This is a genomic window from Sphingomonas sp. GlSt437 (genome assembly GCF_048015635.2).
Lineage (GTDB): Bacteria > Pseudomonadota > Alphaproteobacteria > Sphingomonadales > Sphingomonadaceae > Sphingomonas.
In genome coordinates, this window is record NZ_JBPGYA010000002.1 from 576,612 (window position 1) to 599,489 (window position 22,878).

Consider the following 22,878-nt stretch of genomic DNA (forward strand, 5'->3'; position numbering starts at 1 on the left):
CCACTGTCGAGGGTGCTTGCTTCACCCCTCTCCAACTGCGACTAGGCAGCAAGCTGCCAAGTCTTCGTATCCTCTCCCGCAAGGGGAGAGGATTTGGCCCCCTCCCGAACTGTCTTGTAATAGCAAGACACTCACCCCAATTCCACGCAGTGATATTGACTCACTCGCCATCTTTGACTAACGCGCACGCTTATTCGGCCGCCGATTGGGGCGGCTTTTTCCATTCTGACGATCAGGGAATGAGTGATGAAGCGGACTTTTCAGCCGAGCAATCTGGTGCGGGCGCGTCGCCACGGCTTCCGCTCGCGGATGGCGACGGTGGGCGGTCGCAACGTGCTCCGTGCCCGCCGCGCGCGTGGCCGCAAAAAGCTGTCGGCCTGACCACGCTGACTCGCCGCCGCGATTTCCTCGCGGCGAATGCGGGCAAGCGGGCGCCGATGCCGGGCTTCGTGCTGCTCGTGCGCCCGCGTGACGATGGCGATGCCGGCATGCGTGTCGGCTACACAGTCAGCACGAAAGTCGGCAACGCGGTCGTGCGCAACCGCATGAAGCGGCGCCTGCGCGAGTTGGCGCGCGCGCTCCTCCCCCAGCACGGCATGCCTGGCGCCGACCACGTCCTTATCGGCCGCGTCGGCGGCAACGACATCGCTTTTGCCGATCTCCGCGCGCAGCTGGCCAAGGCGCTCGGGCGGATCGCCAAGTGATCGCCCGCCTCCTCATCCTCCTCGCGCGCGGCTGGCAATTGGGACCGTCGCTCATCCTGCCGCCAAGTTGTCGCTACCAGCCCAGCTGTTCGGGCTATGCAATCACGGCGCTTCGCCGCTATGGCGCTCTCAAAGGGGGCTGGCTTGCCGCGCGTCGCATCGCGCGCTGCCATCCCTGGGGGGGATCAGGCTATGATCCTGTTCCGTGACGTTCTTATTGGGATTCTCGCCTGGTGAATGAAGACAATCGTAATCTGGTAATCTTTGGCGTGCTTGCGGCGCTGATCCTGATCGGCTGGCCGATCCTGTCCGCGCGCTTCTTCCCAGTGCCCCAGCGCCCTGCCGTCACCGCCAAGGTAAACACGCCCGCGCCCGGCGCGACACCCGGTGCCGCGCCCGCCGCCGATGGCGCGGTCACGGTGCGCGATCTGGCGACCGTGCTGAAGGACAGCCCGCGCCTCGCGGTACGCACGCCGGCCGTGCAGGGCTCGATCAACCTGAAGGGTGCGCGGCTCGACGACCTCGTCCTGCTTCGCCACCGCGAGACGGTCGAGAAGGATGCGCCGCCGGTGCGCCTGCTGGCGCCCTCCGGCACCGCGCTCGCTTATTTCGGCACCTTTGGCTGGACCGTCACCGGCGCCACCGCGCCCGACAAGAGCAGCGTGTGGACTGCCGACGCCTCAGTGCTCACCCCCGCGCGCCCGGTCACGCTCAGCTGGACCAGCCCCGAAGGCGTGCGCTTCGCGATCAAGATCGCGGTCGACAAGGACTATATGTTCACGGTCGAGCAAAGCGTTGCCAATGCCGGCGCCAAGCCGATCGTCGCGCGGCCCTATGGCCTTGTTTCACGCACCGGCCTGCCCAAGGAGCTCGACACCTGGACCAACCATGTCGGCCCGGTCGGCGTGTTCGGCAACGGGGCGAATTACGACATTGGCTATCCCAATCTGGCGGGTAAAGACCCAAGCTTCTTCGCGCGCACCTTCGGCACCAGCGCCAAGGCCGGCGAGAATTATTTCGATGCGCATGGCGGCTGGCTCGGCTTTGCCGACCATTATTGGCTGGCCGCGCTAATCCCCGACCAGAATGCGCGAGTCCATTCGGGCTTTCGCGGCGCGCCGGGCGATGTCTATCAGGCCGATTTCGCCAGTGCGCCCGCCAGCATCGCGCCCGGCCACCAGGTCACGCAGACCAGCCGCTTCTTTGCCGGCGCCAAGGAAGTGCGGCTGATCGACCAATATGAGAACACGCTCGGCATCGCCAATTTCGACAAGGCGATCGATTGGGGCTGGTTCCGCATCATCGAGAAGCCGATTTTCTATTATCTCGATTTCCTCTTCCGCCTCGTCGGCAATTTCGGCGTCGCGATCATCCTGCTGACCTTCACGATCCGCGGCTTCCTGTTCCCGATCGCGCAGCGCCAGTTCGCCTCGATGGCCAAGATGCGTGCCGTCCAGCCCAAAATGAAAGCGATTCAGGAGCGCTACAAGGACGATAAACCGCGCCAGCAGCAGGAAATCATGCAACTGTACCGCACGGAGGGCGTCAACCCGCTCGCCGGCTGCCTGCCGACCTTCCTGCAAATTCCCATCCTGTTCGGCCTTTACAAGGTGCTGCTGCTCTCGATCGACATGCGCCACCAGCCGTTCGTGCTGTGGATCAAGGACCTGGCCGCGCCCGACCCGCTGACGCCGTTGAACCTGTTCGGCCTGCTACCCTTCCACCCGCCGGCAGCAATCGCAATCGGCATCGTACCGATCCTGCTCGGCATCTCGATGTATTTCCAGTTCAAGCTCAACCCGCAGCCGATGGACGAAGCGCAGCAGCAGGTGTTCAAGATCATGCCGTGGATGCTAATGTTCATGATGGCACCGTTCGCGGTTGGCTTGCAGATTTACTGGATCACCTCCAACCTGCTCACCATCGGTCAGCAGCGGCTGCTCTACTCGCGCCATCCGGACATGCTGGCGCCGAAGAAATGAGCGAGGGGCAAGAGGAAGCGATCGAGGCGGCGCGCAAGCTGTTCGCCGGCCCGGTGAGTTTTCTGCTCTCGGCGCCGTCGCTCAAATTCCTGCCCGATGCGATCGCGCCCGAAATTGCCTTTGCCGGGCGGTCGAATGTCGGCAAATCGTCGTTGCTCAACGCGCTGGTCGGCCGAAACGCGCTCGCACGCACGTCGAACACGCCGGGCCGCACGCAGGAGCTCAATTTCTTCGATGTCGGCACCCCGCCGGTGCTGCGCCTCGTCGATATGCCCGGCTATGGCTTTGCCAAAGCGCCCAAGGATGTCGTCAAGCAATGGCGCTTCCTGGTGAATGATTATCTGCGCGGCCGCCAGGCGCTGAAGCGCGCGCTGGTGCTGATCGACGCGCGCCACGGCATCAAGGAAGTCGATACCGACATTCTCGACATGCTCGATGCCGCCGCGGTCAGCTATCGCCTGGTGCTGACCAAGGCCGACAAGATCAAGCCGACCGAGCTTGCCGAGGTCGCATCGCGAACCGCGGATGCTGCGCGCAAGCGCCCCGCCGCGCATCCCGAAATCCTAAGCACCTCGAGTGACACCGGCCAGGGCATTGCCGAACTGCGTGCCGCCGTGCTCTCTGCGATCGGCTAAAACGGCTCGCCAAACCCAGCCCGGCCCGGCTATGCCGCGCTCCATGAAGCTCATCATCGGCAACAAGGCCTATTCATCCTGGTCGCTGCGCGGCTGGCTCGCGTGCAAGCAATCGGGGCTGCCGTTTGAGGAAGTCGTTGTCCCGCTGTACAACGAAGATTGGGACAAGCGCCGGGAGGGCGATGAATTCGCGCCCTCATCGGGCAAGGTGCCGATCCTGTGGGACGAGGACGTCGTCGTCTGGGACTCGATGGCGATCATCGCCTATCTCGACGAGCTTTCCGGCGGCGACAAATTCTGGCCCGAGGATCGCGCTGCCCGCGCGATGGCGCGATCGATGGCGGCAGAAATGCACTCGGGCTTCGCCGCGCTGCGCCGAGAATGCGGCATGAACATCCGCCGCCGCTTTCCGCCCAGCGCCAAGTCACCCGAAGTCATTGCCGATCTGTCGCGCATCTACGAGCTCTGGGCGCAAGCCCGCGCGCGCTTTGCCGGCGATGGCGACTTCCTATTCGGCGATTTTGGTGCGGCCGATATCATGTACGCGCCGGTCTGCACGCGGATCGTCACTCATTCGCTGCCGCTGCCGCGCTTTGCCGGCGCGTATCTCGAAGCGATGTATGCCCATCCCTTCCTGCAGGACTGGATCGCCGGCGCCGGCGAGGAGGACTGGGTGATCCAGAAATTTGAAAGCGCGACTAGCGCCTGATCACGCCACCCGACCGCACCTCAATCGATAGTCGGCCTCACCGTTACCGTCGTTAGTGGCGCGGCACTCCGGCCCAAAAACGCGGTTATCGGCGCCACCAACGCCGAGTAAATAGCGCGGTAATCGTCGTTCCCGCTCATCGTTGAGGTCGCGACGAACCATAGCAATTTGCGTGGGCCGGATGACGTCGGCGCCTTGTCGACCGCTTCGAGGGTAAGCCATGAGCGGTAGCTCTTGCGATCAAGGGTTTTGGCGCCGCGATCAACCTCTGCACTATAGAAGCCGACCGTAACCCACGCATCTGGCCGCTCGCCCTTTTCAGCCGGCGTCCAACCCTTTGCGCGCAGTGCCGCATCGATCGGCGCACGCGAGTTGGGCAAAAGCTTGGTTGCGTCCGTTGCGAGCAACACATAGTGGCGCGGGGCCGCGCTGCTCGCCCCTACCGAACTGACCTCCACGCGAAATGGCCCGTTTACGGGTGCGGTCAACAGCGCCGCAGCAACAAGAAGGTTGAACATATCGACCTCCAAATATCGTGGTAGAGCAATGTCTTGACACAGATTTGCAGCAACTGCAACACGATCAGATGCTAGCTTAACGCTGCCTCTCCGTCGGGTAGGGTGTCCCGTCCTTGCGGAAATAGCTCTCGCCATCGAACGTCATATCGATGTCCGAATAGCCGCCCGTGCCTTTCATGTTGCCGGCGCCGATCGCGATGAAGCTGCAATCGACCACGGACCGGTTCTGCAGGTGATGGCCATTCCCGGCGCCCATCGGGAACGCCAGGCAGTCGCCCGCGCGCACGACCGTCTCGCCGGAATCGTCGACCAGCACAGCCTCGCCGCTCAACATCACAACGAACTCATCCTCCTCGTCATGCCAGTGCCGCTGCGACGACCACGCACCGGGCTTCAGCACGACATGCCCGACCCCCATTGCGGTAAGACCGGCGACGGCCGCGAGGTGCCGGACCCAGCGCCCGGCGACCGCCTCGTTGAACGGCGACGGATAGTCGCTCGTATTGGCCTGAGGGATTGTATCGAGGTTCAGCTTGGGCAAGGGTCCCTCCTATGGATGCCGTCACCACCCTGCCCGATGTCGTTGCGCTCACCAAGGCGCTGATCGCCGCCGAAAGCATCACGCCGGCGCGAGGACCGGTGTTCGAAGTGCTGGAGGCGGCGTTGGTGCCGCTCGGCTTCGCTGTCGAGCGGTTCGTGGTGGGTGAAGCGCCCGATGGCCCGGTCGAGAATCTGCTGGCGGTGCGCGGCGCGGGCGGGCGGCATTTCGCCTTTGCCGGCCATCTCGACGTGGTGCCCCCGGGTGAAGGCTGGGCAAGCGACGCCTTCGAGCCGGAAGAGCGCGGCGGGCTGCTGTACGGGCGCGGCGCGGTCGACATGAAAGGCGCGATCGCCGCATTCGTCGCGGCGGCGGCGAGGGTGCCGCGCAATGCCGGCACGATCAGCCTGATCATCACCGGCGACGAGGAAGGCCCAGCCATTTACGGCACGCGCGCGCTGATTGAGCGGATGGCTGCCCGCGGATTGAAGCCAGACCTGTGCCTGGTCGGCGAGCCGACCTCTGTCAGCCGGCTGGGCGACACGATCAAGATCGGCCGGCGCGGCTCGGTCAATGTCTGGATCGAGGTGCCAGGGCGGCAGGGCCATGTCGCCTATCCGCAGCTCGCCGACAACCCGATCCCGAAGCTGGTCGCCGCGCTCGCCGAAATCGATGCGATCGTGCTCGATCAGGGTAGTGACTGGTTCCAGCCCTCCAACATCGAAGTCACTGACATCACCGTCGGCAATCCGGCGACCAACGTCATCCCAGCCAAGGCGACCGCGCGGCTCAGCATCCGTTTCAACGACCTGCAACGCGGCGACGATCTCGCGGCGCGGATCGAGAGCATCGTCAAGCGCCATGCGCCCGACGCGACGGTCGTCGCGCGCGTGTCGGGCGAAGCCTTCCTCACCGAGCCCGGCGCTTTCTCGGCGCTCATTTCCGAGGCGATCGAAGCGCATCAGGGCATCGCGCCCGAGCTCTCGACCACCGGCGGCACGTCAGACGCGCGCTTCCTGTCGAAGCTATGCCCGACGGTGGAGTTCGGCTTGCCCAACGGCACGATGCACAAGCTCGACGAGGCGGTCGCGATCGACGACCTGCATCGCCTGGTCGACATCTACGCCGACATCGCGCGCCGCGCGTTGACCACAACGGCCCCTTAAATCCTCCCCCGCCAGGGGGAGGTGGCGCCAAAGGCGACGGAGGGGGAGGAATTCTGCCGGCGGTTGCCCTGACCTCCCCCTCCGACAGGCTGCGCCTGCCACCTCCCCCTGGCGGGGGAGGATCGAAATAATCAGCCGACCAGCGCCTGACGCCCCTCGCCTTGCGACCAGGCGATGAACTGGCCCTCGTCCATCGGCTGAGCGATGGCATAGCCCTGCATCACATCGCAGCCGATGATGCGCAGCACTTCGGCCTGCGCTTCGGTCTCGATGCCCTCGGCCACCGCTTCGCAGCCAAGCCCATGGATCAGGCCGATGACGGCGTGAACAATCGCGCGGGCCTGCGCCCGCGTCGCGATATGCTCGATCAGGCTGCGGTCGAGCTTCACCCGGTCGACCGGCAAATCGCGCAGCCGCGCGAGATTGGAGTAGCCGGTGCCGAAATCGTCGATCGCGATGGTCGCGCCATCGGCGCGGAGTTCAGATATCGCCTCGATCACATCGTCGCTGCAATGCATCGCCAGCGTCTCGGTGATTTCGAGTTCGAGCAGTTCGGCGGGCGCATTGGCGGCGCGCATCGCTTCGCGCAGGCGGCGGAAGAAATCGGCATGGTCGAGCTGGCGCGGACTGATGTTGATCGCCATCCGTTGCGCCACGCCCATCCGGCCCCAGCGCGCGATCGTTTCGGCAACGGTCGCGATCACCCAATCGCCGATTTCGACAATCATGCCGGTCTCCTCGGCGCGCTTGATAAAGGTACCGGGCAGCTTGATTTCGCCATTGGGATGGCGCCAGCGCAACAACGCCTCGGCGGCGACGATGCGGCCTTCCTTCATGCTCACTTGCGGCTGGAAGACGAGCGCGAACTGGTTGCGCGCAATCGCATCGCGGAGATCGGCTTCGAGCTGGACGCGATCGGCGATTTGCGCGGCGAGCACATCGTTGAAATGCTCGGCGCGGCCGCGCCCCATCGCCTTGGCGTGATACATGGCCGCGTCCGCCGCACGCATCAAGTCGGTCAGCGTCGTGCCATGCTCGGGCCGGCGGGCAATGCCGATCGAGGCGCCGATCTCGACCTCGTTGCCGTTGAGATCAAAGGTTTCGCCGAGCGCGAACAAGATGCCGCGACCGACGCGCGCCGCCACTTGCGGATCGCCGAGCGTGGGAAAATACATGGTAAATTCATCGCCCGCCAAGCGGCCGATCAGCGGCGGCGGCGTTTCGAGCTCCAGCGTCACCCGGTCGGCGACCGCGCGCAGGCGATTGGCGACCATGCCGAGCAGCATGTCGCCGACCGCATGGCCCATCGTGTCGTTGACCGATTTGAAGCGATCGAGATCGATAAAGAACAACGTCGCGCCGGCACCCGACGGCAAGTCGCTCAGCATCCGTTCGCAGCTGCGGCGGAAATGCGTGCGGTTGGGGAGGCCTGTCACCGGATCGTAGAGCGCGAGCCGCTGCACGCTATCGAGATTGGCGCTGATCTGCTGGAACAACGCTTCCATCGCGCGCGACAGTTGCGGCACATTGTCGCCGATTTCCCGAGGGATATCGCTATCGAGATCACCTTGCGCGGCACTGGCAAGGCGCGCGATCGCGGCGTCGATCGCGGCGGCCGTTGTCGCGATCGATCGCTCCGCCGCGCCCCAGCACATCACCGCGCAGATAATCGCCGGAATCAGCGCGCGGGCGACGCCATTGCCGTCGATCCGGCCATTGGAAGTCGCCACAAGCGCAAGGATGAAGGCAAAAGCGCCAGCGGCCATCGCGAAGGCGATGGCGCGGCTCTTTAACGTCGCTCCTTCCATTGCCGGTATGGCCCCTCGCGCTCAGGGATGCGGTCGATCCCGATTGGCCAGGGATAATGCTCGGAACAGGTTAATATTTTCGTTCTTCACGCCTACGTCGAAGAACGATGTAGAGCGCGCCGCTGCCGCCGTGGCGGGGGTGCGCGCCTCTGACCGCGGCGATGCTGCCGGCGTGGCGTGAGGCGGCAAGCCAATCCCCCACCGCGGCCCTTATTCGCCCGCGCGCATGCGGCCGCTCGCTCTCGGCGCGCGGCGGCTTGCCGGTCACCAGCAGCACGACGCGATCACCGCGTGCGATGGCGCGGCCGAGATGCTCGTCGAGCGCGCGATAGGCGCTGTCGAGCGTGTGGCCGTGAAGATCGATGCTGCTGTCGGGGTCGATCCGCCCCGTCGCCAGCCGCCGGTCCCAGCCGCCGTCGAGCGTCGTGCCGACGCGCGGGGGCGGTGATGGAGCGGGCGCCGGTGCTGGGGCGGCGCGGGTGGCAACTAAAGGCTTAACCTTGACCGGCGTCGCCGCTGCGGCCGCAACCGGCTCGACGCGCGGCAGATGCGTCGGATCGAGCGGATTGACCGTGGCCACCACTCGCCGCCACAGCGACTGCTCGTCAGGGGATAATCGACGCGCCGCCATCGCCCTGCTGCGTCGTCGGTCGCGCCGGGGCCTGCGCGCGCAACCGCGCCAGCGTGCCGGTGGGCAGCAGCACATAGCCGGTGCCATGCGCCGACATGCCGCCGGCAATCCGCGTCGCCTCGGCGCCCGCGCCCCAGAAGGTATCGACGCGGTTGGCGCCCTTGATCGCGCCGCCGGTATCCTGTGCGATCCACAGCCGGCTTGCCTCGGGCCGATCAGTGATGAGCAGGATCGGCGCGCCGAGCGGCACGAATTTCGGATCGACCGCCGCGCTCACCCCGCCGGTCACTGGAACGCCGAGGGCGCCTTGCGCCGGGCCGGATATCAGCCGGAAGAACACATAGCTCTTATTCTCGCGCATCAGCGCGCGGCCCTCGTCCGGGTGATCGTGGAGCCAGGCGGAAATGCCCTGCATCGATGCCTGGCCGGGGCCAAGCAGCCCGCGCTGGCGCATCAGCGCGCCAATGCCGGTGTAGTCACGCCCATTCTGGCTGTCATAACCGAGCCGGAGCACCTCGCCATCGGGAGTGCGCAACAGGCCCGATCCCTGGATCTGAAGGAAAAACACCTCGACCGGATCGGCCGCCCAGGCGAGAATCGGCGCGGTCTGCTCGATCGCGCCCGTCTCGATCGCGGTGCGGTCGGGATAGGGCACAAGGTTTGTCGCTTCGACCCGCCCCCGGATGTGCTTGCCTTTCAACGTGTCCGAAAACTGGCCGAGATCGACATCGATCAAGTCGCGCGGCCGGCCATAGATCGGCACGGGATAATCCGCCGACGGCGTGCGCGATCCGCGAATTTCGGGGACATAATAACCAGTCGCGAAGGCGCGACCGTCGCCGACCTGCGCGGCTTCGAAATAGCGGCGGAAAAAGCCCAACGCATCGCGCTCGCCCGCTTGCGCGGCGGCACACACCGGTTGCCAATCCTCGGGCCGGGTAAGCCCCGACCCATCGGTGCGGCGGAGCAGCGACGGGCAGCTCAGCCGGAATGCGGCGAGCGCGCGCTCAGCCTGATCGCGATCGATCGCCAAGCCGTCGATCGCCGGGCCGGGTGCGACGCCGGCGGCAAGGGCATTGTCGGTCGCGGCGACGGACGATGGAGTAGGTGTCGCGCTGGGCGTCGGCGCGGGCCGTGGCGCCGGAGTCGGGCGCGGCGCGGGTGTCGGGCGGTGGCGCGGCGGCGGCGGCGCCTTCGATGGTGGTACGACATGGCCGCACGCGGACAACCCCGCCAGCAGCAGGATCGTCGCGAGCCGGCGGCGCGTCACCCCCATTTTCAGCACATCAGGCTTCGTCGGTCTCGACGAGCTTCCAATTGGCGTCGCCGCCGCGCACTTGCTTGGCGAAAGTCCACAAATCGTGGGTGACGACCGCGTCGGTCAACGAGCCGGCAATCACATTGCCCTCGGCATCGCGCGTCACGGCGGCGATGTCGGCATCGAAGCGCACCGTGATCCGCGCCTCGCGCCCGACGAGCGCGGCGTGCGTGATCAGCGCGCGTTCGATCGACACCAGTCGGTTGTCGAGCACATGCCCGGCTTCGCTGCGCGCTTCGATCGCGGCGACGAACGCTTCGCTCACCTCGTCGCTGGTCAGCGCGGCAAGATCCTCGACATCGGCCGACCAGAACGCTTCTAAGATGATCTTGTATGCGCTTTTCGCGCCGAGCAGGAACTGCGTCACGTCGAAGCTGCTGTCCGCCGCGCCGATCGCGCGCAGGCCAATTTCGGCACCGCCTTCCATGAGGCGGATCGCGGCATCGCGCGGCTCGGCAGGCGTTTCGGTCGCGCGCGGCAGCACGATCGGCAGCGCTCGCTCTTCGGCAGGGCGCGGCATCGGCTGCTCATGACCGGTCCGCCGGCCCAACACGGTATAGAGCCTGAGGGCCAGAAACCCCGCGATCATGCCCAGAAGAACGACGTAAACCACCTTGCCTCCACTTCGCGCGTGCTGGCGATAACATAGGCGCACGCCCTCGCCTATTCAAATGAGTCGGTCCCGGCGCGGGGTGACATTGAACTCGCTCTAACCGGCTGCTAGGCGCCTTTCCCATCCCCGGCGCGGCAGGACCGCGCCCGATCACGACGAAACGAGGATTATTGGACAATGGACGAACAGGATATTGCCGGTCTTGGCGCCGATGCGCTGGGCAATGGCGCCGACAATCAGCCGGTGATCGGCATGATCTCGCAATATGTGAAGGACCTGTCGTTCGAGAACCCCGCTGCTCCTGCCATTTATCAGGAGCAGGGCACGCCCAACATCGATGTGCAGTTCAACATCGGATCGAGCCAGGTTGGCGACGACCTGCATGAGGTCGTGCTGAAAATGGACGTGAAGTCCACCGTCGGCAGCACGGTCGCCTTCGTCGTTGACCTCACTTATGCGGGATTGTTCGGCATCCGCAACTTGCCAAACGAGACCGTGCAGGCGTTCATGCTCGGCGAGGCGCCGCGCCTGCTCTTCCCGTTCGCGCGCCGTGTGCTCGCCGATGCGGTGCGCGATGGCGGCTTCGCGCCGCTGCTGCTCGATCCCATCGATTTCAACACGCTCTACACCCAGCAGGTGCAGCAGCAGTTGGCCGGAACCGAAGCAGCAGGCAACGCCTGACGCCAGCGGCGGCGCCGGGCGAGCGGCCATAATGGACCTGGCATGAATCTGGGGCGCGCGCTCGGCTCGGTCGGCGGCCTGACGCTGGCGAGCCGCGTACTGGGGCTGGTGCGCGATGCGCTGTTCGCACGCTATATCGGCGCGAGCTTCGCGTCGGATGCGTTCCTGATCGCGTTCCGCCTGCCCAATATGTTCCGCGCGCTGTTTGCCGAAGGCGCGTTTTCGGCCGCCTTTATCCCGATGTTCAACAAAAAGGCCGCCGAAGCCGATGGCGATCTCCGTCCAGCGCTCGATTTCGCCGAGGACGCGCAATCGGTACTGCTGCCGGTGCTGATCGTGATGACCGCCATCATGGAGCTGGCCGCGTGGCCGGTCACCTATGCGCTGTCGCTCGGGTTTAACGGGATCAGCCAGGATCAATTCGCCTTCGCGGTGAGGTTGTCGCGGCTGACCTTTCCTTATCTGCTCCTTATCTCGCTCGTGTCGCTGTTGGGCGGCATCCTCAACTCGATTCACAAATTCTGGGTCAATGCTGCCGCGCCCATTCTGCTCAACCTGACGCTGATCCTCGCGCTGCTGCTGTTCCACGCCAATGATCCGCTGCTGACCGCGCAGAACCAGGCAATCGCGGTGACGGTATCGGGTGTGCTGCAGCTTGGCTGGCTGTGGTGGGCGTGCCGACGCAACGGCGTGGCGCTGCGGCTGCGGCTCCCGCGCTTGTCGCCCGATGTGCGGCGGCTGCTCGCGCTGATCTGGCCGGCGGCGGCGGGTGCCGGGGCGCTGCAGATCAATCTGCTCGTTTCAACCGCGCTTGCAGCGAGCCTGCTGCCGCATGGATCGGTCACTTATATCTACCTTGCGGACCGGGTGAACCAATTGCCGCTCGGGCTGATCGGCATTGGCCTGGGCACGGTGCTGCTGCCGACCGTATCGCGCCTGCTCGGCGCGGGCGACGAAGCCGGCGCGATGAACACCCAGAACCGGGGGCTTGAGCTCGCGCTGTTCTTTACGCTCCCCGCAACGGTTGCGCTTATCGTGTGCGGTACGCCGATCGTCGCGGCGCTGTTCCAGCACGGCAAGTTCACGCCCGACGACAGCGCCGCCACGGCCCAAGCGCTGGCGGCATTTTCGGTGGGGTTACCGAGCTACATCCTCGTGAAAGTGCTCACGCCCGGCTTTTATGCGCGCCAGGATACCAAGACTCCGGTGCGCTTCGCGACGCTCTCCTTCGGCGTCAATCTGCTGCTCAACCTCGCGTTCATCCTGCCGCTTCGTCATATGGGCCCGCCGCTCGCGACGGCCTTGTCGAGCAGTATCAACGTCTGGCTGCTCTATTCGACGCTGCGCAAACGCGGCCAGTTCGAGCCCGACCAGCGCTTGCGCCGCCGCACGGTCCGGCTGGCGGGTGCGGCGCTGCTGATGGGCGTGACGCTCTATTTCCTCAACGACCAGTTCACGCCCTACACCACCGGCATCGCGTGGCAGCGCTGGGCAGCGATGGCCGTGCTGGTCGCGACCGGCGGCCTCGTCTATGCGATCGCGTGCCTGGGCTTGCGCGCCTATCTGCCGTCGGACCTGATGGCAGCTTTGGGCCGGCGCGGGCGAGCGCGGCAAGGCTAAGAAAGGGGATCAATGCGCGTCGTTTCCGGCATTCAACCGACCGGCAATCTCCACCTCGGCAATTATCTCGGCGCGATCAAGCAATGGGTCGCGATGCAGGATGATGTCGCGGCGCGGGGCGGTGAGTGCCTGTTCTTCCTGGCCGATCTCCACGCGCTTACCCAGCCTGTGGTGCCGTCGCAGCTCGCCGCCAGCACGATCGAAATGGCGGCGACACTGATCGCCGCCGGCATCGATCCTGCCAAGTCGATCCTGTTCAACCAGGCGCGGGTGCCCGCGCATGCCGAGCTTAGCTGGATCCTGAGCGGCACCGCGCGGATGGGCTGGCTCAACCGGATGACGCAGTGGAAGGACAAGGCCGGCAAGAACCGCGAGGGCGCCAGCGTCGGCCTGTTCACCTATCCAGTACTGCAGGCTGCGGATGTGCTGATCTATCAAGCCAGCCATGTACCGGTGGGGGAGGACCAGAAGCAGCATCTCGAGCTTGCCCGCGACATCGCCGCCAAGTTCAACACCGATTTCGACGTCGAGCTGTTCCCGCTGCCCGAGCCGCTGATCTCGGCCGCCGCGCCGCGCATCATGAGCTTGCGCGACGGCGGCGCGAAAATGTCGAAGTCCGATCCATCGGACATGAGCCGCATCAACCTGACCGATGATGACGACCTGATCGCCCAGAAGGTCAGGAAAGCAAAAACCGACGCGGAGCCGCTGCCCGACACGATGGCGGCGCTCGCCGAGCGGGCCGAGGCGCGCAATCTGGTGACCATCTATGCCGCGCTTGCCGGCACAGGGCCCGATGCCGTCCTCGCGCAATTCGCCGGCCAGGGCTTTGGCGCGTTCAAGCCCGCGCTTGCCGACTTGACGGTCGCGACGCTGGCGCCGATCCGCGCCCGCCTAAACGACTTGCTCGGCGATCGCGCGGCCGTGGCGCAAGCGCTGGTCGATGGCGCCGCCCGGGCAGAAGCACTGGCTCGGCCGACGCTGCTCGCCGCGCAAAAGGCGGTGGGGTTGCAAGTCTAGGCGTGGCGAACGGATCGACTTGGTTCAACCACCGTTCATCGTTAGTCGGTCATCGCTAAGTTGGTGAACTTCAGTGTGTCTCGTTGGTGAAAGGTCGCCCAAAATGCGTCGTCTCGTTCTTGTTGCTACTGCCGCCGCTGCCCTGTCGCTGACGAGCTGCGCCGACTCGTTCAGCGCGAAGGTGTCGCGCTTCCAGGCGCTCCCCGCGCCCGCCGGCCAGACCTTCGCGGTCGAACCCGGCGACCCGCGGCTGCGCGGCGGCCTTGAATTCAACCAATATGCCAATCTGGTGGCCGCGCGGCTGACCGAAAAAGGCTATCATGAGGCCGCCCCCGGCACCCGCCCCGACCTGATCGTCAGCATGAGCTACTCGGTCGATCATGGCCGCGAGAAAGTTGAGAGCTGGCCGCGCCCCTATCCTTATGGCCCTTATGGCCGGTTCTACGGTGGCTTCGGCTACCGGCCCTATTATTTCGGCTTCTACGATCCGTTCGGCTTCGACCGTTATGACGATGTCCGCAGCTACACCGTCTACACCAGCGAGCTCGACCTTCAGATCAAAAGCGCCGCGGATGGGCACAATCTCTTCGAAGGCACCGCCAAGGCGGTATCGACCGACGACGAACTGCCGCATCTCGTGCCCAACCTGGTCGCAGCGATGTTCACCGGTTTCCCCGGCAATTCGGGCGAGACGGTGAAGATCACCATCCCGCCGCAGAAGCACTGACGGACCGAATTCGGCGCATCATCATTGATCGTCATGCCGGGCTTGTCCCGGCATCCACGGTGCGGCACGAGACGCGCTTCAGAAATGAGGCAATCGCTCGCAGCAAGGTGGACCCCGGCACAAGGCCGGGGTGACGGGCTGTTGATGCGGGCCGCGTCCTGGTGGATCAGGCTTTCAGGTCGCGCTGCAGCACGCGAACGGCGCCATCGATCTCGGGATCGGTGCCACGCAGTTCCTCGATGCGCTTTACTGCGTGGATCACCGTCGAGTGATCGCGCCCGCCGAACTTACGGCCAATCTCGGGTAGTGAGCGCGTCGTCAGTCGCTTGGCGAGGTACATCGCGATCTGGCGCGGCCGGGCGACCGCGCGCGCGCGGCGCGCCGAGATGAGGTCGATCGGCTTGATGTCAAAATAGGCCGACACCGCGCGCTGGATCTCGTCGATCGTCACGCGCTTCTGGCTGCCACGCAACGTGTCACCCAACGTCGTCGTCGCGAACGCCAGGTCAATAGCTTCCCCGGTCAGCTCGGCATAGGCGACCAGCCGGTTGAGCGCGCCTTCCAGCTCGCGGATGCTGGCGGTGATCCGCGCTGCCATCAGATCGAGCACATCGGAGGGCACCGACACGTCAGGCATGTCGGTGAGCTTCCGATCGAGCACCGCGCGGCGCAGGGTCAGATCGGCGGCTTTGATATCGGCGACTAGCCCCGAGCCCAGCCGTGCAACGATGCGCGGCTCGACGCCGTCGAGCGCCTGTGGGCAGCGATCGGCGCTGACCACCAGCCGCTTGCCCGCCGCCATCACCTCGTTGATTGTGTGGAAGAATTCTTCCTGCGTCGAATCCTTGCCAGCGATGAACTGGAGATCGTCGATCATCAGCAGATCTGCCGAGCGCAGCCGTGCCTTGAAGGCATGGGTGTCGCGCGCGCGGAGCGCGGTCACGAATTCGAACATGAACCGCTCGGCCGACATGTAGATCGCGGTCGCTTGCGGGTTGGCGGCGAGATGCGCCGCGCCGATCGCGTGCATCAAATGCGTCTTGCCCATGCCGGTGCTGCTGTGGAGGAACAACGGGCTGAAGCGCGGCGCGCCCGGCTCGGCCAGTGCACGCGCCGCGTTGAAAGCGACTCGGTTGGACGCATCGACGACGAATCGGTCGAAGCTGAACCGCGGATCGAACGCCGGGCGTGGCGTGGCAGTATCGGGGCGCGCGGTGACGGGCGACGCCGCCGGCAGCACCGCTTCGGGCGTCAGTGTCGCGAGCACGGGGCCGGCGGCAACCGTGTCGATCGACACCTGGCGGACATCGGGCAGCAGCGCGCGGAATTCCTGCAGCAGCCGCTCGGCGTAATTATTGCGGACCCAGTTGGTCATGAACGCGGTCGGCAGCGTCAGGCGAATCACCTGGTCATCGCTGGCATCGTCGTCAAAGGTCAGCGGCTTGAGCCACTGGTCGAACAATCGGGCACCGGCGGATTCGCGAAGATGCGCGCGCACACGGACCCATGCCCGCTGGCGTTCGCTGGTGATTTGCGTCTTTTCCGCCCCAGTCCTCACCCAATTCCCTCCCAAAACGTCTTGGGCAACCGCCCCTTTTCGTAACCGACAAATCTCCCCCCAGCCGGAATCGCATCCGCCTGATGATGAAATTCAATTTAAAAGCCGCAGCAGTGATTCCGCCGCGCTGGAGAACCATTATGAGCCAGCTATCGAGTCGATCAAGACCCCTGCATGTAAAGATTCTGAAATAAAGGTCATTGACAGCGATTTTGCCGAGAAATCCGCCATCTCGATCTTAGTGTTTTGATTTTATGGAATAATAAATTCGTCACTAAACTGAAACAACCGCGAATCGGCGGAAAAGCTGGAGTTTGCGATAGCCGGTATGCTGCCTTCCGGCAGCTGCATCAGGCGGGGTAACGCAGACGTGAAAAAGCCCGCCGAGGCGACCCGGCGGGCTGTATAAACGCCGTTACAGCGCGATCAGGCGAGCGCGGCGACCGCCTTGGTGAGGCGCGAGAATTTCCGCGACGCGGTGTTCTTGTGGACGACGCCCTTGGCGACGCCACGCGCGAGCTCGGGCTGAACCGCCGCCAGCGCTTCCGCCGCCGCCGTCTTATCGCCCGCCGCAATCGCCGCTTCCACCTTCTTCACATAGGTGCGGATGCGCCCGACGCGGTTACCGTTGATGATCGCGCGACGGTCGTTCCGCCGAATACGCTTTTTCGCCTGTGGCGTGTTCGCCATGCCGTCCTCGAAACCTTTGCTGATGGTGTCCGGGCGGGCCGCAAAGCTGCTGCCAATCCGGGAAAGCGCAGGCCCATACTTGGCAAAGCGCGATCGGTCAACCGGTTGGATGGCGCCGCTGATCAGCGCTGGCAGCGCGTGCACCAGAAGGTCGATCGGCCCGAATCGACCTGGCGCAGCACGATTGCCCCGCACGCGCATGCCTCGCCCTCACGACCATAGACGCGCCATTGCTTGGCGAAATAGCCGAGTTCGCCATTGGGCCGGGCATAATCGCGCAAGGTCGAGCCGCCTGCCTCGATCGCGGCTGCCAGCACCGCGCGAATCGCTTCGATCAGGCGCTTCAGGCGCCGCCGGCTGATCTCGCCTGCCGGCGCGCCCGGCGCGATACCGGCGAGGTGCAGCGCCTCGCACACATAGATGTTGCCGAGCCCCGCCACGACTCGCTGATCGAGCAGCATCGCCTTGATCGGCGCGATCCGCCCCTCGAGCGCCGCCGACAAATGGGCCGCGGTCAGATCGTCGCCCAAGGGCTCCGGCCCCATCGCGGCAAAGGGCGGGTAGGCATTGAGCAAAGCCCGATCGACCAGCGCGACAAAGCCGAAGCGGCGCGGATCGTTGAGCGCCAGCCGCCGCCCGGCATCGGTTTCCAGAATCAGATGATCATGCTTGCCGATCTCGTCGGGATCGACTCGCCACCGCCCCGACATACCGAGATGGAAGATCATCGTGTCGTCGCGATCGGTGTGGATCAGGCCATATTTGGCGCGGCGGCCAAGCGCGGTCACCCTCGCCCCGGTCAGCCGCTGCACCAGATCGACCGGGAAGGGCACGCGCAGATCGGCGCGCCGCGTCTCGACCTGCGCCAGGCGCTGGCCTTCGAGCAGCGGGGCCAGCCCACGTACGGTGGTTTCGACTTCGGGAAGCTCGGGCATTATCGCGCGAGAGCTAGGATGGGTTTGCTCCCGCCACAAGGCCCGGCTAGGGACACGTCCCATGACCGACACCGTCTCTTTCGGCTACACCGACGTTGCGCCCGAGGAAAAAACCGCGCGGGTGCGCGACGTGTTCGCCAGCGTCGCTTCCTCGTATGACCTCATGAACGACGCGATGTCGGGCGGCGCGCATCGCTTGTGGAAAGACGTTTTCGTCCGCCGGGTGAAACCGCGCAGCGGTGAGGCGATCCTCGACATGGCCGGCGGCACTGGCGACATCGCCTTCCGCCTCGCCAAGTCCGGCGCGTCGATCACGGTCGCCGACATCAATCCGGCAATGCTCGAGGTCGGCATGGAGCGTGCCGCCAAGCGCGGTATCGACGGGCTGGTCTGGACCGAGGCGAACGCCGAAACGCTGCACTTCCCCGATCGTTTCTTCGACGCTTATACGATCGCGTTCGGCATCCGGAACGTGACCGACATCCCGGCCGCGCTGCGCGAAGCGCATCGCGTGCTGCGGCGCGGCGGGCGCTTCTTCTGCCTCGAATTCTCGACCACGTTGTGGCCGGGCTTTGCCGACGTATACGATGTCTATTCGCACCGACTGGTGCCGCAAATCGGCAAATGGATCGCGCGCGACGAGGACAGTTACCGCTACCTGATCGAATCGATCCGCCGCTTCCCCGACATGCCCACCTTCGAAGGCATGATCCGCGATGCCGGCTTCGTGAACACCAAGGTCGAGCCGATGCTGGGCGGGCTGGTCGCGATCCACAGCGGCTGGAAGATCTGATGGCGGTTAGTGAGTGGCGCACACGAAGCCACGAAGTCACTGCGAAGGGTGTGTTCACGCGGAGGCGCGGAGGGCGCGGAGATGAGGGACGCGCGGCAGCGCGAATCACTTGCCGATTGGCCGATAATGAGAGGCCGCCTTCGCGGCCCGGACCAACATCTCTGCGCACTCCGCGCCTCCGCGTGAACCAAATCTTGCCTGCATGACCGCCCCCGCCGTCCACCTCTGGCGCCTGTTGAAATGGGGCCGCACGCTCGCCCGGCATGGCGCGCTGGCGGGGATCGAGCGCGATCCCAACACGCCGCGCGCCGTCCGGCGGCTGGCGCGCATCGCCCGCTTCGGCGCGCGCGTGCCCAAGGTGCCGGCTTATGCCGACGCGCTGGAAGCGATCGGCCCGCCAGCGATCAAGCTGGGCCAGACGCTTGCAACACGGCCCGATATTATCGGCGAGGACGCTGCGCATGATCTGCTGCGCCTGCAGGACCGCTTGCCGCCGGTGCCCTTTGCGCAAGTGCTGCCGCGCATGGAGCGCAGCTTCGACCGACCGGCGAGCGACCTGTTCGAGTCGATCGATCCCGAGCCGGTCGGCACTGCATCGATCGCGCAAGTTCATAAGGCGATCACCACCGAGGGCCGGCAAGTCGCGGTCAAGGTGCTGCGCCCCGGCGTCGAGGACGAATTCGCCCGCGCCATCGACACCTATGAATGGGCCGCCGCGCAGCTCGAGCGGATGGGCGGCGAATTCGCCCGCCTGCAGCCCCGCCTCGTCATCGAGACATTCCGCCGCTGGACCGCACGCGAGCTCGACCTGCGGCGCGAAGCCGCCTCCGCCTCCGAGCTGGCCGAGGGGATGATCGCCGAGCCCGATTTCGTCGTGCCGACGATCGACTGGCAGCGCACCACCGGCAAGGTGCTGACGCTCGAATGGATCGACGGCATCAAGATCGGCAATCGCGAGGCGCTGGTCGCGGCGGGCTATGATACCGGCCGGCTCGCGCAGACCCTCGTCCGCGCGTTCCTGCGCCAGGCGATCGCGGAAGGGTTTTTCCACGCCGATCTGCATCAAGGCAATCTCTTCGCGCTGCCCGGCAATCGGATCGCCGCGATCGATTTCGGTATCATGGGCCGGATCGACCGGCGCGCACGCGTCTGGCTGGCCGAGATTCTCTACGGCCTGATCACCGGCAATTACCGCCGCGTCGCCGAAATCCATTTCGAGGCAGGCTATGTGCCGCCGCACCACAATGTCGCCGAGTTCGCGACCGCGTTGCGCGCCGTCGGCGAGCCGATGCGCGGCATGGCTGTGAAGGACGTGTCGGTCGGCGACATGCTCGACGGGCTGTTCAACATCACCCGCGATTTCGACATGAAGACGCAGCCGCATCTGCTGCTGCTCCAGAAGACGATGGTCATGGTCGAAGGCGTCGCAACGCTGCTCGATCCGCAAATCAACATGTGGGAAACCGCCGCGCCGTTCGTCGCCGAATGGATCAGGACCGAACTCGGGCCGGAGGCTTACGTCGCCGACAATCTGGTGCGCGACATCAAAACCGTGGCGCGGCTGCCCCAGCTGATCCGCAATATCGAGCGGCATTTCCCCACCCCCGGCGGCGCGCCACCCGCGCCGCCGTTGCGGGAGATACCGCCGCTGCGCATCGGCAATGGCTGGCGCTATCTGGGCGTCGCGATCGTCGCGGCGGCAGTGGGCGCGCTGATTCATGCGCTAATCCTGGGGATGGCGGGGTGAGCTCGCGCGCCGCCGCCGGCCCGCTTTGGCTCGCGGCGCCGAGCCGCTTTGCGCGACTGCCGAGCCGCAAGGCACGCTGGTGGGCAGCCGGCTTCGTGATCCTGCTGCTCGCCTCGCTCACCGCCGCGATTGCGCCAGGGCCGCCACCGGCAAGCCACGACCCCGCCTCTGCCTCGACCGACCGCGCCGATGTGCTGCTTTACCAGCATGTGGCAGCTGGCGTGCGCGGCGGCGGCAACTACTACGCGGTCGCGGCCGAAGCGCAGCGGCGCGAGGGCTATCCGGTCCGCCCCTTCGTCACGATGCGGCTGCCGACCTTGGCGCTGATCCAGGCGTGGCTGCCTGCACCGCTCGTATTCGGGCTGCTCTGGGGGCTGGCAGCGGGGACGCTTTATGCCTGGTATCTGCGGCTTAGTGCGGCGCTCACCCGCCCCGCGCCGCGCCTCATCGGGCTGGGGCTGGTCGTGCTCGGCGGCATGATCTGCCTGTGGCCCGACCTGATCGCCTTCCATGAGATCTGGGCCGGGCTGCTCGTCGCCCTGTCGCTCGCGCTGTGGCGCCCCGGCGACTGGATCGCGGCGGTCGGCGTCGCGGCCTGCGCCATGCTGATCCGCGAGACCGCCGCACTTTATGCCATCACCATGGCCGGCATGGCCTGGGCATCGGGTGATCGGCGAGAGGCGCGCGGCTGGGCAGCGGCGCTCGCAATCCTGGCGATCGCGGTCGCGGCGCACATCTATGGCTGGCATCAGGTCGTCCGCCCCGACGATCCCGACGGCCCCGGCTGGAGCGCGCTGTTGGGCTTCGGCTTTTTCGTCAAGACAATCACCATCCTCACCGGCCTCATCGTCTTCCCGCCCTTGCTCGGCGCCGCGCTTGTCGCCTTCGCGCTGATCGGCTGGGCGAGCTGGCGCGACCCCCTTGCGGTGCGGGTGCTGGCGGTGACCGCCGCCTATGCCGTCATCATCAGCCTGTTCTGCCGCACCGATACCTATTATTGGGGCCTGATGGTCGCCCCCGTCACGCTGATCGGTCTGGTCTTTGCGCCCGATGGCCTGCGCGATTTGTGGGCAAGCGCCACCGACAAGCGCCGGGTGATCGTGACGCGCACCGCGCTCGGCGACGGCCCGTGAAGCGCATCCTGCTCATCGTCGGCGGCGGCATCGCGGCGTACAAGGCGTGCGAGCTGATCCGGCTGTGCCGCAAGGCCGATATCGGCGTGCGCTGCGTCCTCACCGCCGGCGGCGCGCAGTTCGTGACGCCGATGACGCTCGCCGCGCTCAGCGAGCAGCCCGTCCACACCAGCCTGTGGGACCTGAAGGACGAGGCCGAGATGGGCCATATCCAGCTGAGCCGCGAGGCCGATCTCTTGGTCGTTGCCCCCGCCACCGCCGATCTGATGGCCAAGATGGCCGCCGGCATCGCCGATGACCTGGCGACCACCCTGCTGCTCGCAACCGACAAGCCCGTGCTCGCCGCGCCGGCGATGAACGTGCGGATGTGGCAGCACCCGGCGACCCGTCGCAACGTCGCCACGCTGCGCGGCGACGGCGTCACCGTGCTCGAGCCCGATGAAGGCCCGATGGCGTGCGGCGAATTCGGCCCCGGCCGCTTGCCCGAGCCGGCGGCGATCCTGGCCGCGATCGAGGCGGCGCTTGGCGCATGAGCATCGCCCTTACCCTCACCCTTCCCATCGCTGGCGCGATAGGCCCCTTCCCTCTCCCGACGGGAGAGGGAGGGAGGCGCGCAGCGCCGGAAGGGTGAGGGCATCATGCCCCTGCCAGCATTGCTAACCGGCCGCCACATCATCGTCACCGCCGGGCCGACGCACGAGCCGATCGATCCGGTGCGGTATCTCGCCAACCGATCCTCGGGCAAGCAGGGCTTCGCGATCGCCGCCGCGCTGGCGACACGCGGCGCGCGGGTGACGCTGATCGCCGGGCCGGCGGCGCTGGCAACCCCGCCCGGGGTCTCCCGCATCGATGTCGAGACCGCGCTCGAGATGGCCGCCGCGGTCGATGCCGCGCTGCCCGCCGATGCCGCCGTGATGGTCGCCGCCGTCGCCGATTGGCGGGTCGCGCCCGCCGCGCAGAAGCTGAAGAAAGGCGCCGCCGGGCCGCCGACGCTCACCCTGATCGAGAATCCCGACATCCTCGCAGGCCTCGCCGCCCGGCCCGATCGCCCGCGCCTCGTCATCGGTTTCGCGGCGGAAACCGAACGCGTTGTCGAGCACGCCATCGCCAAGCGGCAGCGCAAAGGCGCGGACTGGATCGTCGCCAATGACGTGTCGGGGGACGTGATGGGCGGCGAGGCGAACAGCGTGCATCTGGTCACCGCCGCCGGCGTGGAAAGCTGGGAGCGCTTGCCCAAACACGCCGTCGCCGGCCGCCTTGCCGATCGCATCGCCGCGGCGCTGGGATAGGCCGCTCGCCGCCGGCCGCGCGCCGCGAATGTTCCCGAATGTTCCCGAATGTTCGCACTGACC

Annotated in this window: 23 protein-coding genes and 1 pseudogene; 15 read left to right on the forward strand and 9 right to left on the reverse strand. The window is 66.1% G+C overall.

Annotated features, from left to right (window positions below):
• The first annotated feature begins 246 nt into the window (after window positions 1-246).
• The 6 genes from rpmH to ACLB0R_RS12260 are packed head-to-tail and all read left to right on the forward strand — an operon-like array spanning window position 247 to window position 4,030.
• Window positions 247-381: a 50S ribosomal protein L34 gene (rpmH, locus tag ACLB0R_RS12235; RefSeq protein ID WP_416643419.1), complete on the forward strand. Its 135-nt coding sequence runs from the start codon at window positions 247-249 to the stop codon at window positions 379-381.
• 5 nt (window positions 382-386) lie between these two features.
• Complete coding sequence (gene rnpA / locus ACLB0R_RS12240) at window positions 387-704, forward strand: ribonuclease P protein component (RefSeq protein ID WP_434953863.1); 318 nt, start codon at window positions 387-389, stop codon at window positions 702-704.
• Window positions 701-913, forward strand: coding sequence for a membrane protein insertion efficiency factor YidD (yidD, locus tag ACLB0R_RS12245; RefSeq protein ID WP_416643417.1), 213 nt, complete (start codon window positions 701-703; stop codon window positions 911-913). The genes rnpA and yidD overlap by 4 nt, the downstream gene beginning before the upstream one ends.
• A 24-nt stretch (window positions 914-937) precedes the next feature.
• Window positions 938-2,686 (forward strand): membrane protein insertase YidC, encoded by a 1,749-nt coding sequence (gene yidC, locus ACLB0R_RS12250; protein ID WP_416643416.1) that lies wholly within the window; start codon window positions 938-940, stop codon window positions 2,684-2,686.
• The gene (gene yihA / locus ACLB0R_RS12255) at window positions 2,683-3,321 is read left to right on the forward strand and encodes a ribosome biogenesis GTP-binding protein YihA/YsxC (protein ID WP_416643415.1); all 639 of its coding nucleotides are present in this window, start codon (window positions 2,683-2,685) and stop codon (window positions 3,319-3,321) included. The genes yidC and yihA overlap by 4 nt, the downstream gene beginning before the upstream one ends.
• A 43-nt stretch (window positions 3,322-3,364) precedes the next feature.
• Window positions 3,365-4,030, forward strand: coding sequence for a glutathione S-transferase family protein (locus ACLB0R_RS12260; protein ID WP_416643414.1), 666 nt, complete (start codon window positions 3,365-3,367; stop codon window positions 4,028-4,030).
• A 20-nt stretch (window positions 4,031-4,050) separates the two neighbouring features.
• On the opposite strand, the gene ACLB0R_RS12265 is transcribed toward ACLB0R_RS12260, so the two are convergent.
• Together ACLB0R_RS12265 and ACLB0R_RS12270 are read right to left on the reverse strand one after the other, a co-directional pair.
• A complete protein-coding gene (locus ACLB0R_RS12265) occupies window positions 4,051-4,560 on the reverse strand; it encodes a hypothetical protein (RefSeq protein ID WP_416643413.1) in 510 nt (169 codons plus the stop codon).
• A 64-nt stretch (window positions 4,561-4,624) separates the two neighbouring features.
• A complete protein-coding gene (locus tag ACLB0R_RS12270) occupies window positions 4,625-5,089 on the reverse strand; it encodes a cupin domain-containing protein (protein WP_416643412.1) in 465 nt (154 codons plus the stop codon).
• 11 nt (window positions 5,090-5,100) lie between these two features.
• On the opposite strand from ACLB0R_RS12270, the gene dapE reads away from it, so the two are divergent.
• Window positions 5,101-6,252 carry a succinyl-diaminopimelate desuccinylase gene (gene dapE / locus ACLB0R_RS12275; RefSeq protein WP_416643411.1) on the forward strand — a complete coding sequence of 384 codons (1,152 nt, stop codon included), beginning with the start codon at window positions 5,101-5,103 and terminating at the stop codon, window positions 6,250-6,252.
• A gap of 131 nt (window positions 6,253-6,383) precedes the next feature.
• Here dapE and ACLB0R_RS12280 read toward each other — a convergent pair whose 3' ends face one another.
• The 4 genes from ACLB0R_RS12280 to ACLB0R_RS12295 form a co-directional block, all read right to left on the reverse strand.
• Complete coding sequence (locus tag ACLB0R_RS12280; RefSeq protein ID WP_416643410.1) at window positions 6,384-8,060, reverse strand: putative bifunctional diguanylate cyclase/phosphodiesterase; 1,677 nt, start codon at window positions 8,058-8,060, stop codon at window positions 6,384-6,386.
• Window positions 8,061-8,130: 70 nt separating this feature from the next.
• A complete protein-coding gene (locus ACLB0R_RS12285) occupies window positions 8,131-8,691 on the reverse strand; it encodes a Smr/MutS family protein (RefSeq protein ID WP_416643409.1) in 561 nt (186 codons plus the stop codon).
• On the reverse strand, window positions 8,666-9,967 hold the full coding sequence (gene mltA, locus ACLB0R_RS12290; protein WP_416643951.1) for a murein transglycosylase A: 1,302 nt from the start codon (window positions 9,965-9,967) through the stop codon (window positions 8,666-8,668). The genes ACLB0R_RS12285 and mltA overlap by 26 nt, the downstream gene beginning before the upstream one ends.
• Window positions 9,968-9,977: 10 nt before the next feature.
• Window positions 9,978-10,622 carry a Tim44/TimA family putative adaptor protein gene (locus ACLB0R_RS12295; protein ID WP_416643408.1) on the reverse strand — a complete coding sequence of 215 codons (645 nt, stop codon included), beginning with the start codon at window positions 10,620-10,622 and terminating at the stop codon, window positions 9,978-9,980.
• A 177-nt stretch (window positions 10,623-10,799) separates the two neighbouring features.
• Between ACLB0R_RS12295 and secB the strand changes: the two genes are divergently transcribed.
• The 4 genes from secB to ACLB0R_RS12315 all read left to right on the forward strand — a co-directional run bounded on the left by secB (window position 10,800) and on the right by ACLB0R_RS12315 (window position 14,670).
• On the forward strand, window positions 10,800-11,303 hold the full coding sequence (gene secB, locus ACLB0R_RS12300) for a protein-export chaperone SecB (protein ID WP_416643407.1): 504 nt from the start codon (window positions 10,800-10,802) through the stop codon (window positions 11,301-11,303).
• Between the two features lie 42 nt (window positions 11,304-11,345).
• On the forward strand, window positions 11,346-12,923 hold the full coding sequence (gene murJ / locus ACLB0R_RS12305) for a murein biosynthesis integral membrane protein MurJ (RefSeq protein ID WP_416643406.1): 1,578 nt from the start codon (window positions 11,346-11,348) through the stop codon (window positions 12,921-12,923).
• 12 nt (window positions 12,924-12,935) lie between these two features.
• Entirely contained in the window at window positions 12,936-13,943 is a 1,008-nt protein-coding gene (gene trpS, locus ACLB0R_RS12310) for a tryptophan--tRNA ligase (protein ID WP_416643405.1), read from the forward strand.
• A gap of 103 nt (window positions 13,944-14,046) precedes the next feature.
• On the forward strand, window positions 14,047-14,670 hold the full coding sequence (locus ACLB0R_RS12315; RefSeq protein WP_416643404.1) for a DUF4136 domain-containing protein: 624 nt from the start codon (window positions 14,047-14,049) through the stop codon (window positions 14,668-14,670).
• Between the two features lie 166 nt (window positions 14,671-14,836).
• Here ACLB0R_RS12315 and dnaA read toward each other — a convergent pair whose 3' ends face one another.
• From dnaA to mutM, 3 genes are all read right to left on the reverse strand, one after another.
• On the reverse strand, window positions 14,837-16,228 hold the full coding sequence (dnaA, locus tag ACLB0R_RS12320) for a chromosomal replication initiator protein DnaA (protein ID WP_416643403.1): 1,392 nt from the start codon (window positions 16,226-16,228) through the stop codon (window positions 14,837-14,839).
• A 426-nt stretch (window positions 16,229-16,654) separates the two neighbouring features.
• Window positions 16,655-16,918 carry a 30S ribosomal protein S20 gene (rpsT, locus tag ACLB0R_RS12325; RefSeq protein ID WP_416643402.1) on the reverse strand — a complete coding sequence of 88 codons (264 nt, stop codon included), beginning with the start codon at window positions 16,916-16,918 and terminating at the stop codon, window positions 16,655-16,657.
• Between the two features lie 122 nt (window positions 16,919-17,040).
• On the reverse strand, window positions 17,041-17,853 hold the full coding sequence (gene mutM / locus ACLB0R_RS12330; RefSeq protein ID WP_416643401.1) for a bifunctional DNA-formamidopyrimidine glycosylase/DNA-(apurinic or apyrimidinic site) lyase: 813 nt from the start codon (window positions 17,851-17,853) through the stop codon (window positions 17,041-17,043).
• 61 nt (window positions 17,854-17,914) lie between these two features.
• Here mutM and ACLB0R_RS12335 point away from each other — a divergent pair, with 61 nt between their 5' ends.
• The 4 genes and pseudogenes from ACLB0R_RS12335 to ACLB0R_RS12350 all read left to right on the forward strand — a co-directional run bounded on the left by ACLB0R_RS12335 (window position 17,915) and on the right by ACLB0R_RS12350 (window position 22,815).
• Window positions 17,915-18,646: a class I SAM-dependent methyltransferase gene (locus ACLB0R_RS12335; protein WP_416643400.1), complete on the forward strand. Its 732-nt coding sequence runs from the start codon at window positions 17,915-17,917 to the stop codon at window positions 18,644-18,646.
• A gap of 202 nt (window positions 18,647-18,848) precedes the next feature.
• Window positions 18,849-20,393 (forward strand): 2-polyprenylphenol 6-hydroxylase, encoded by a 1,545-nt coding sequence (ubiB, locus tag ACLB0R_RS12340; protein ID WP_416643399.1) that lies wholly within the window; start codon window positions 18,849-18,851, stop codon window positions 20,391-20,393.
• Window positions 20,390-21,526, forward strand: a complete 1,137-nt coding sequence (locus ACLB0R_RS12345; RefSeq protein WP_416643398.1) for a hypothetical protein — start codon at window positions 20,390-20,392, stop codon at window positions 21,524-21,526. Before ubiB ends, ACLB0R_RS12345 begins: the two co-directional genes overlap by 4 nt.
• Window positions 21,523-22,815, forward strand: a pseudogene (locus ACLB0R_RS12350) (bifunctional phosphopantothenoylcysteine decarboxylase/phosphopantothenate synthase). The gene ACLB0R_RS12345 and the pseudogene ACLB0R_RS12350 overlap by 4 nt, the downstream one beginning before the upstream one ends.
• The last annotated feature ends 63 nt before the right edge of the window (window positions 22,816-22,878 follow it).

What these genes read in the sequence shown, in the direction of transcription:
- rpsT (WP_416643402.1), bottom strand. Translation starts at nt 16,918, where the DNA reads ATGGCGAACACGCCACAGGCGAAAAAGCGTATTCGGCGGAACGACCGT.
- ACLB0R_RS12260 (WP_416643414.1), top strand. Translation starts at nt 3,365, where the DNA reads ATGAAGCTCATCATCGGCAACAAGGCCTATTCATCCTGGTCGCTGCGC.
- ACLB0R_RS12315 (WP_416643404.1), top strand. Translation starts at nt 14,047, where the DNA reads ATGCGTCGTCTCGTTCTTGTTGCTACTGCCGCCGCTGCCCTGTCGCTG.
- secB (WP_416643407.1), top strand. Translation starts at nt 10,800, where the DNA reads ATGGACGAACAGGATATTGCCGGTCTTGGCGCCGATGCGCTGGGCAAT.
- yihA (WP_416643415.1), top strand. Translation starts at nt 2,683, where the DNA reads ATGAGCGAGGGGCAAGAGGAAGCGATCGAGGCGGCGCGCAAGCTGTTC.
- ubiB (WP_416643399.1), top strand. Translation starts at nt 18,849, where the DNA reads ATGACCGCCCCCGCCGTCCACCTCTGGCGCCTGTTGAAATGGGGCCGC.
- trpS (WP_416643405.1), top strand. Translation starts at nt 12,936, where the DNA reads ATGCGCGTCGTTTCCGGCATTCAACCGACCGGCAATCTCCACCTCGGC.
- murJ (WP_416643406.1), top strand. Translation starts at nt 11,346, where the DNA reads ATGAATCTGGGGCGCGCGCTCGGCTCGGTCGGCGGCCTGACGCTGGCG.
- ACLB0R_RS12335 (WP_416643400.1), top strand. Translation starts at nt 17,915, where the DNA reads ATGACCGACACCGTCTCTTTCGGCTACACCGACGTTGCGCCCGAGGAA.
- rpmH (WP_416643419.1), top strand. Translation starts at nt 247, where the DNA reads ATGAAGCGGACTTTTCAGCCGAGCAATCTGGTGCGGGCGCGTCGCCAC.
- mltA (WP_416643951.1), bottom strand. Translation starts at nt 9,967, where the DNA reads ATGGGGGTGACGCGCCGCCGGCTCGCGACGATCCTGCTGCTGGCGGGG.
- ACLB0R_RS12280 (WP_416643410.1), bottom strand. Translation starts at nt 8,060, where the DNA reads ATGGAAGGAGCGACGTTAAAGAGCCGCGCCATCGCCTTCGCGATGGCC.
- mutM (WP_416643401.1), bottom strand. Translation starts at nt 17,853, where the DNA reads ATGCCCGAGCTTCCCGAAGTCGAAACCACCGTACGTGGGCTGGCCCCG.
- ACLB0R_RS12285 (WP_416643409.1), bottom strand. Translation starts at nt 8,691, where the DNA reads ATGGCGGCGCGTCGATTATCCCCTGACGAGCAGTCGCTGTGGCGGCGA.
- dapE (WP_416643411.1), top strand. Translation starts at nt 5,101, where the DNA reads ATGGATGCCGTCACCACCCTGCCCGATGTCGTTGCGCTCACCAAGGCG.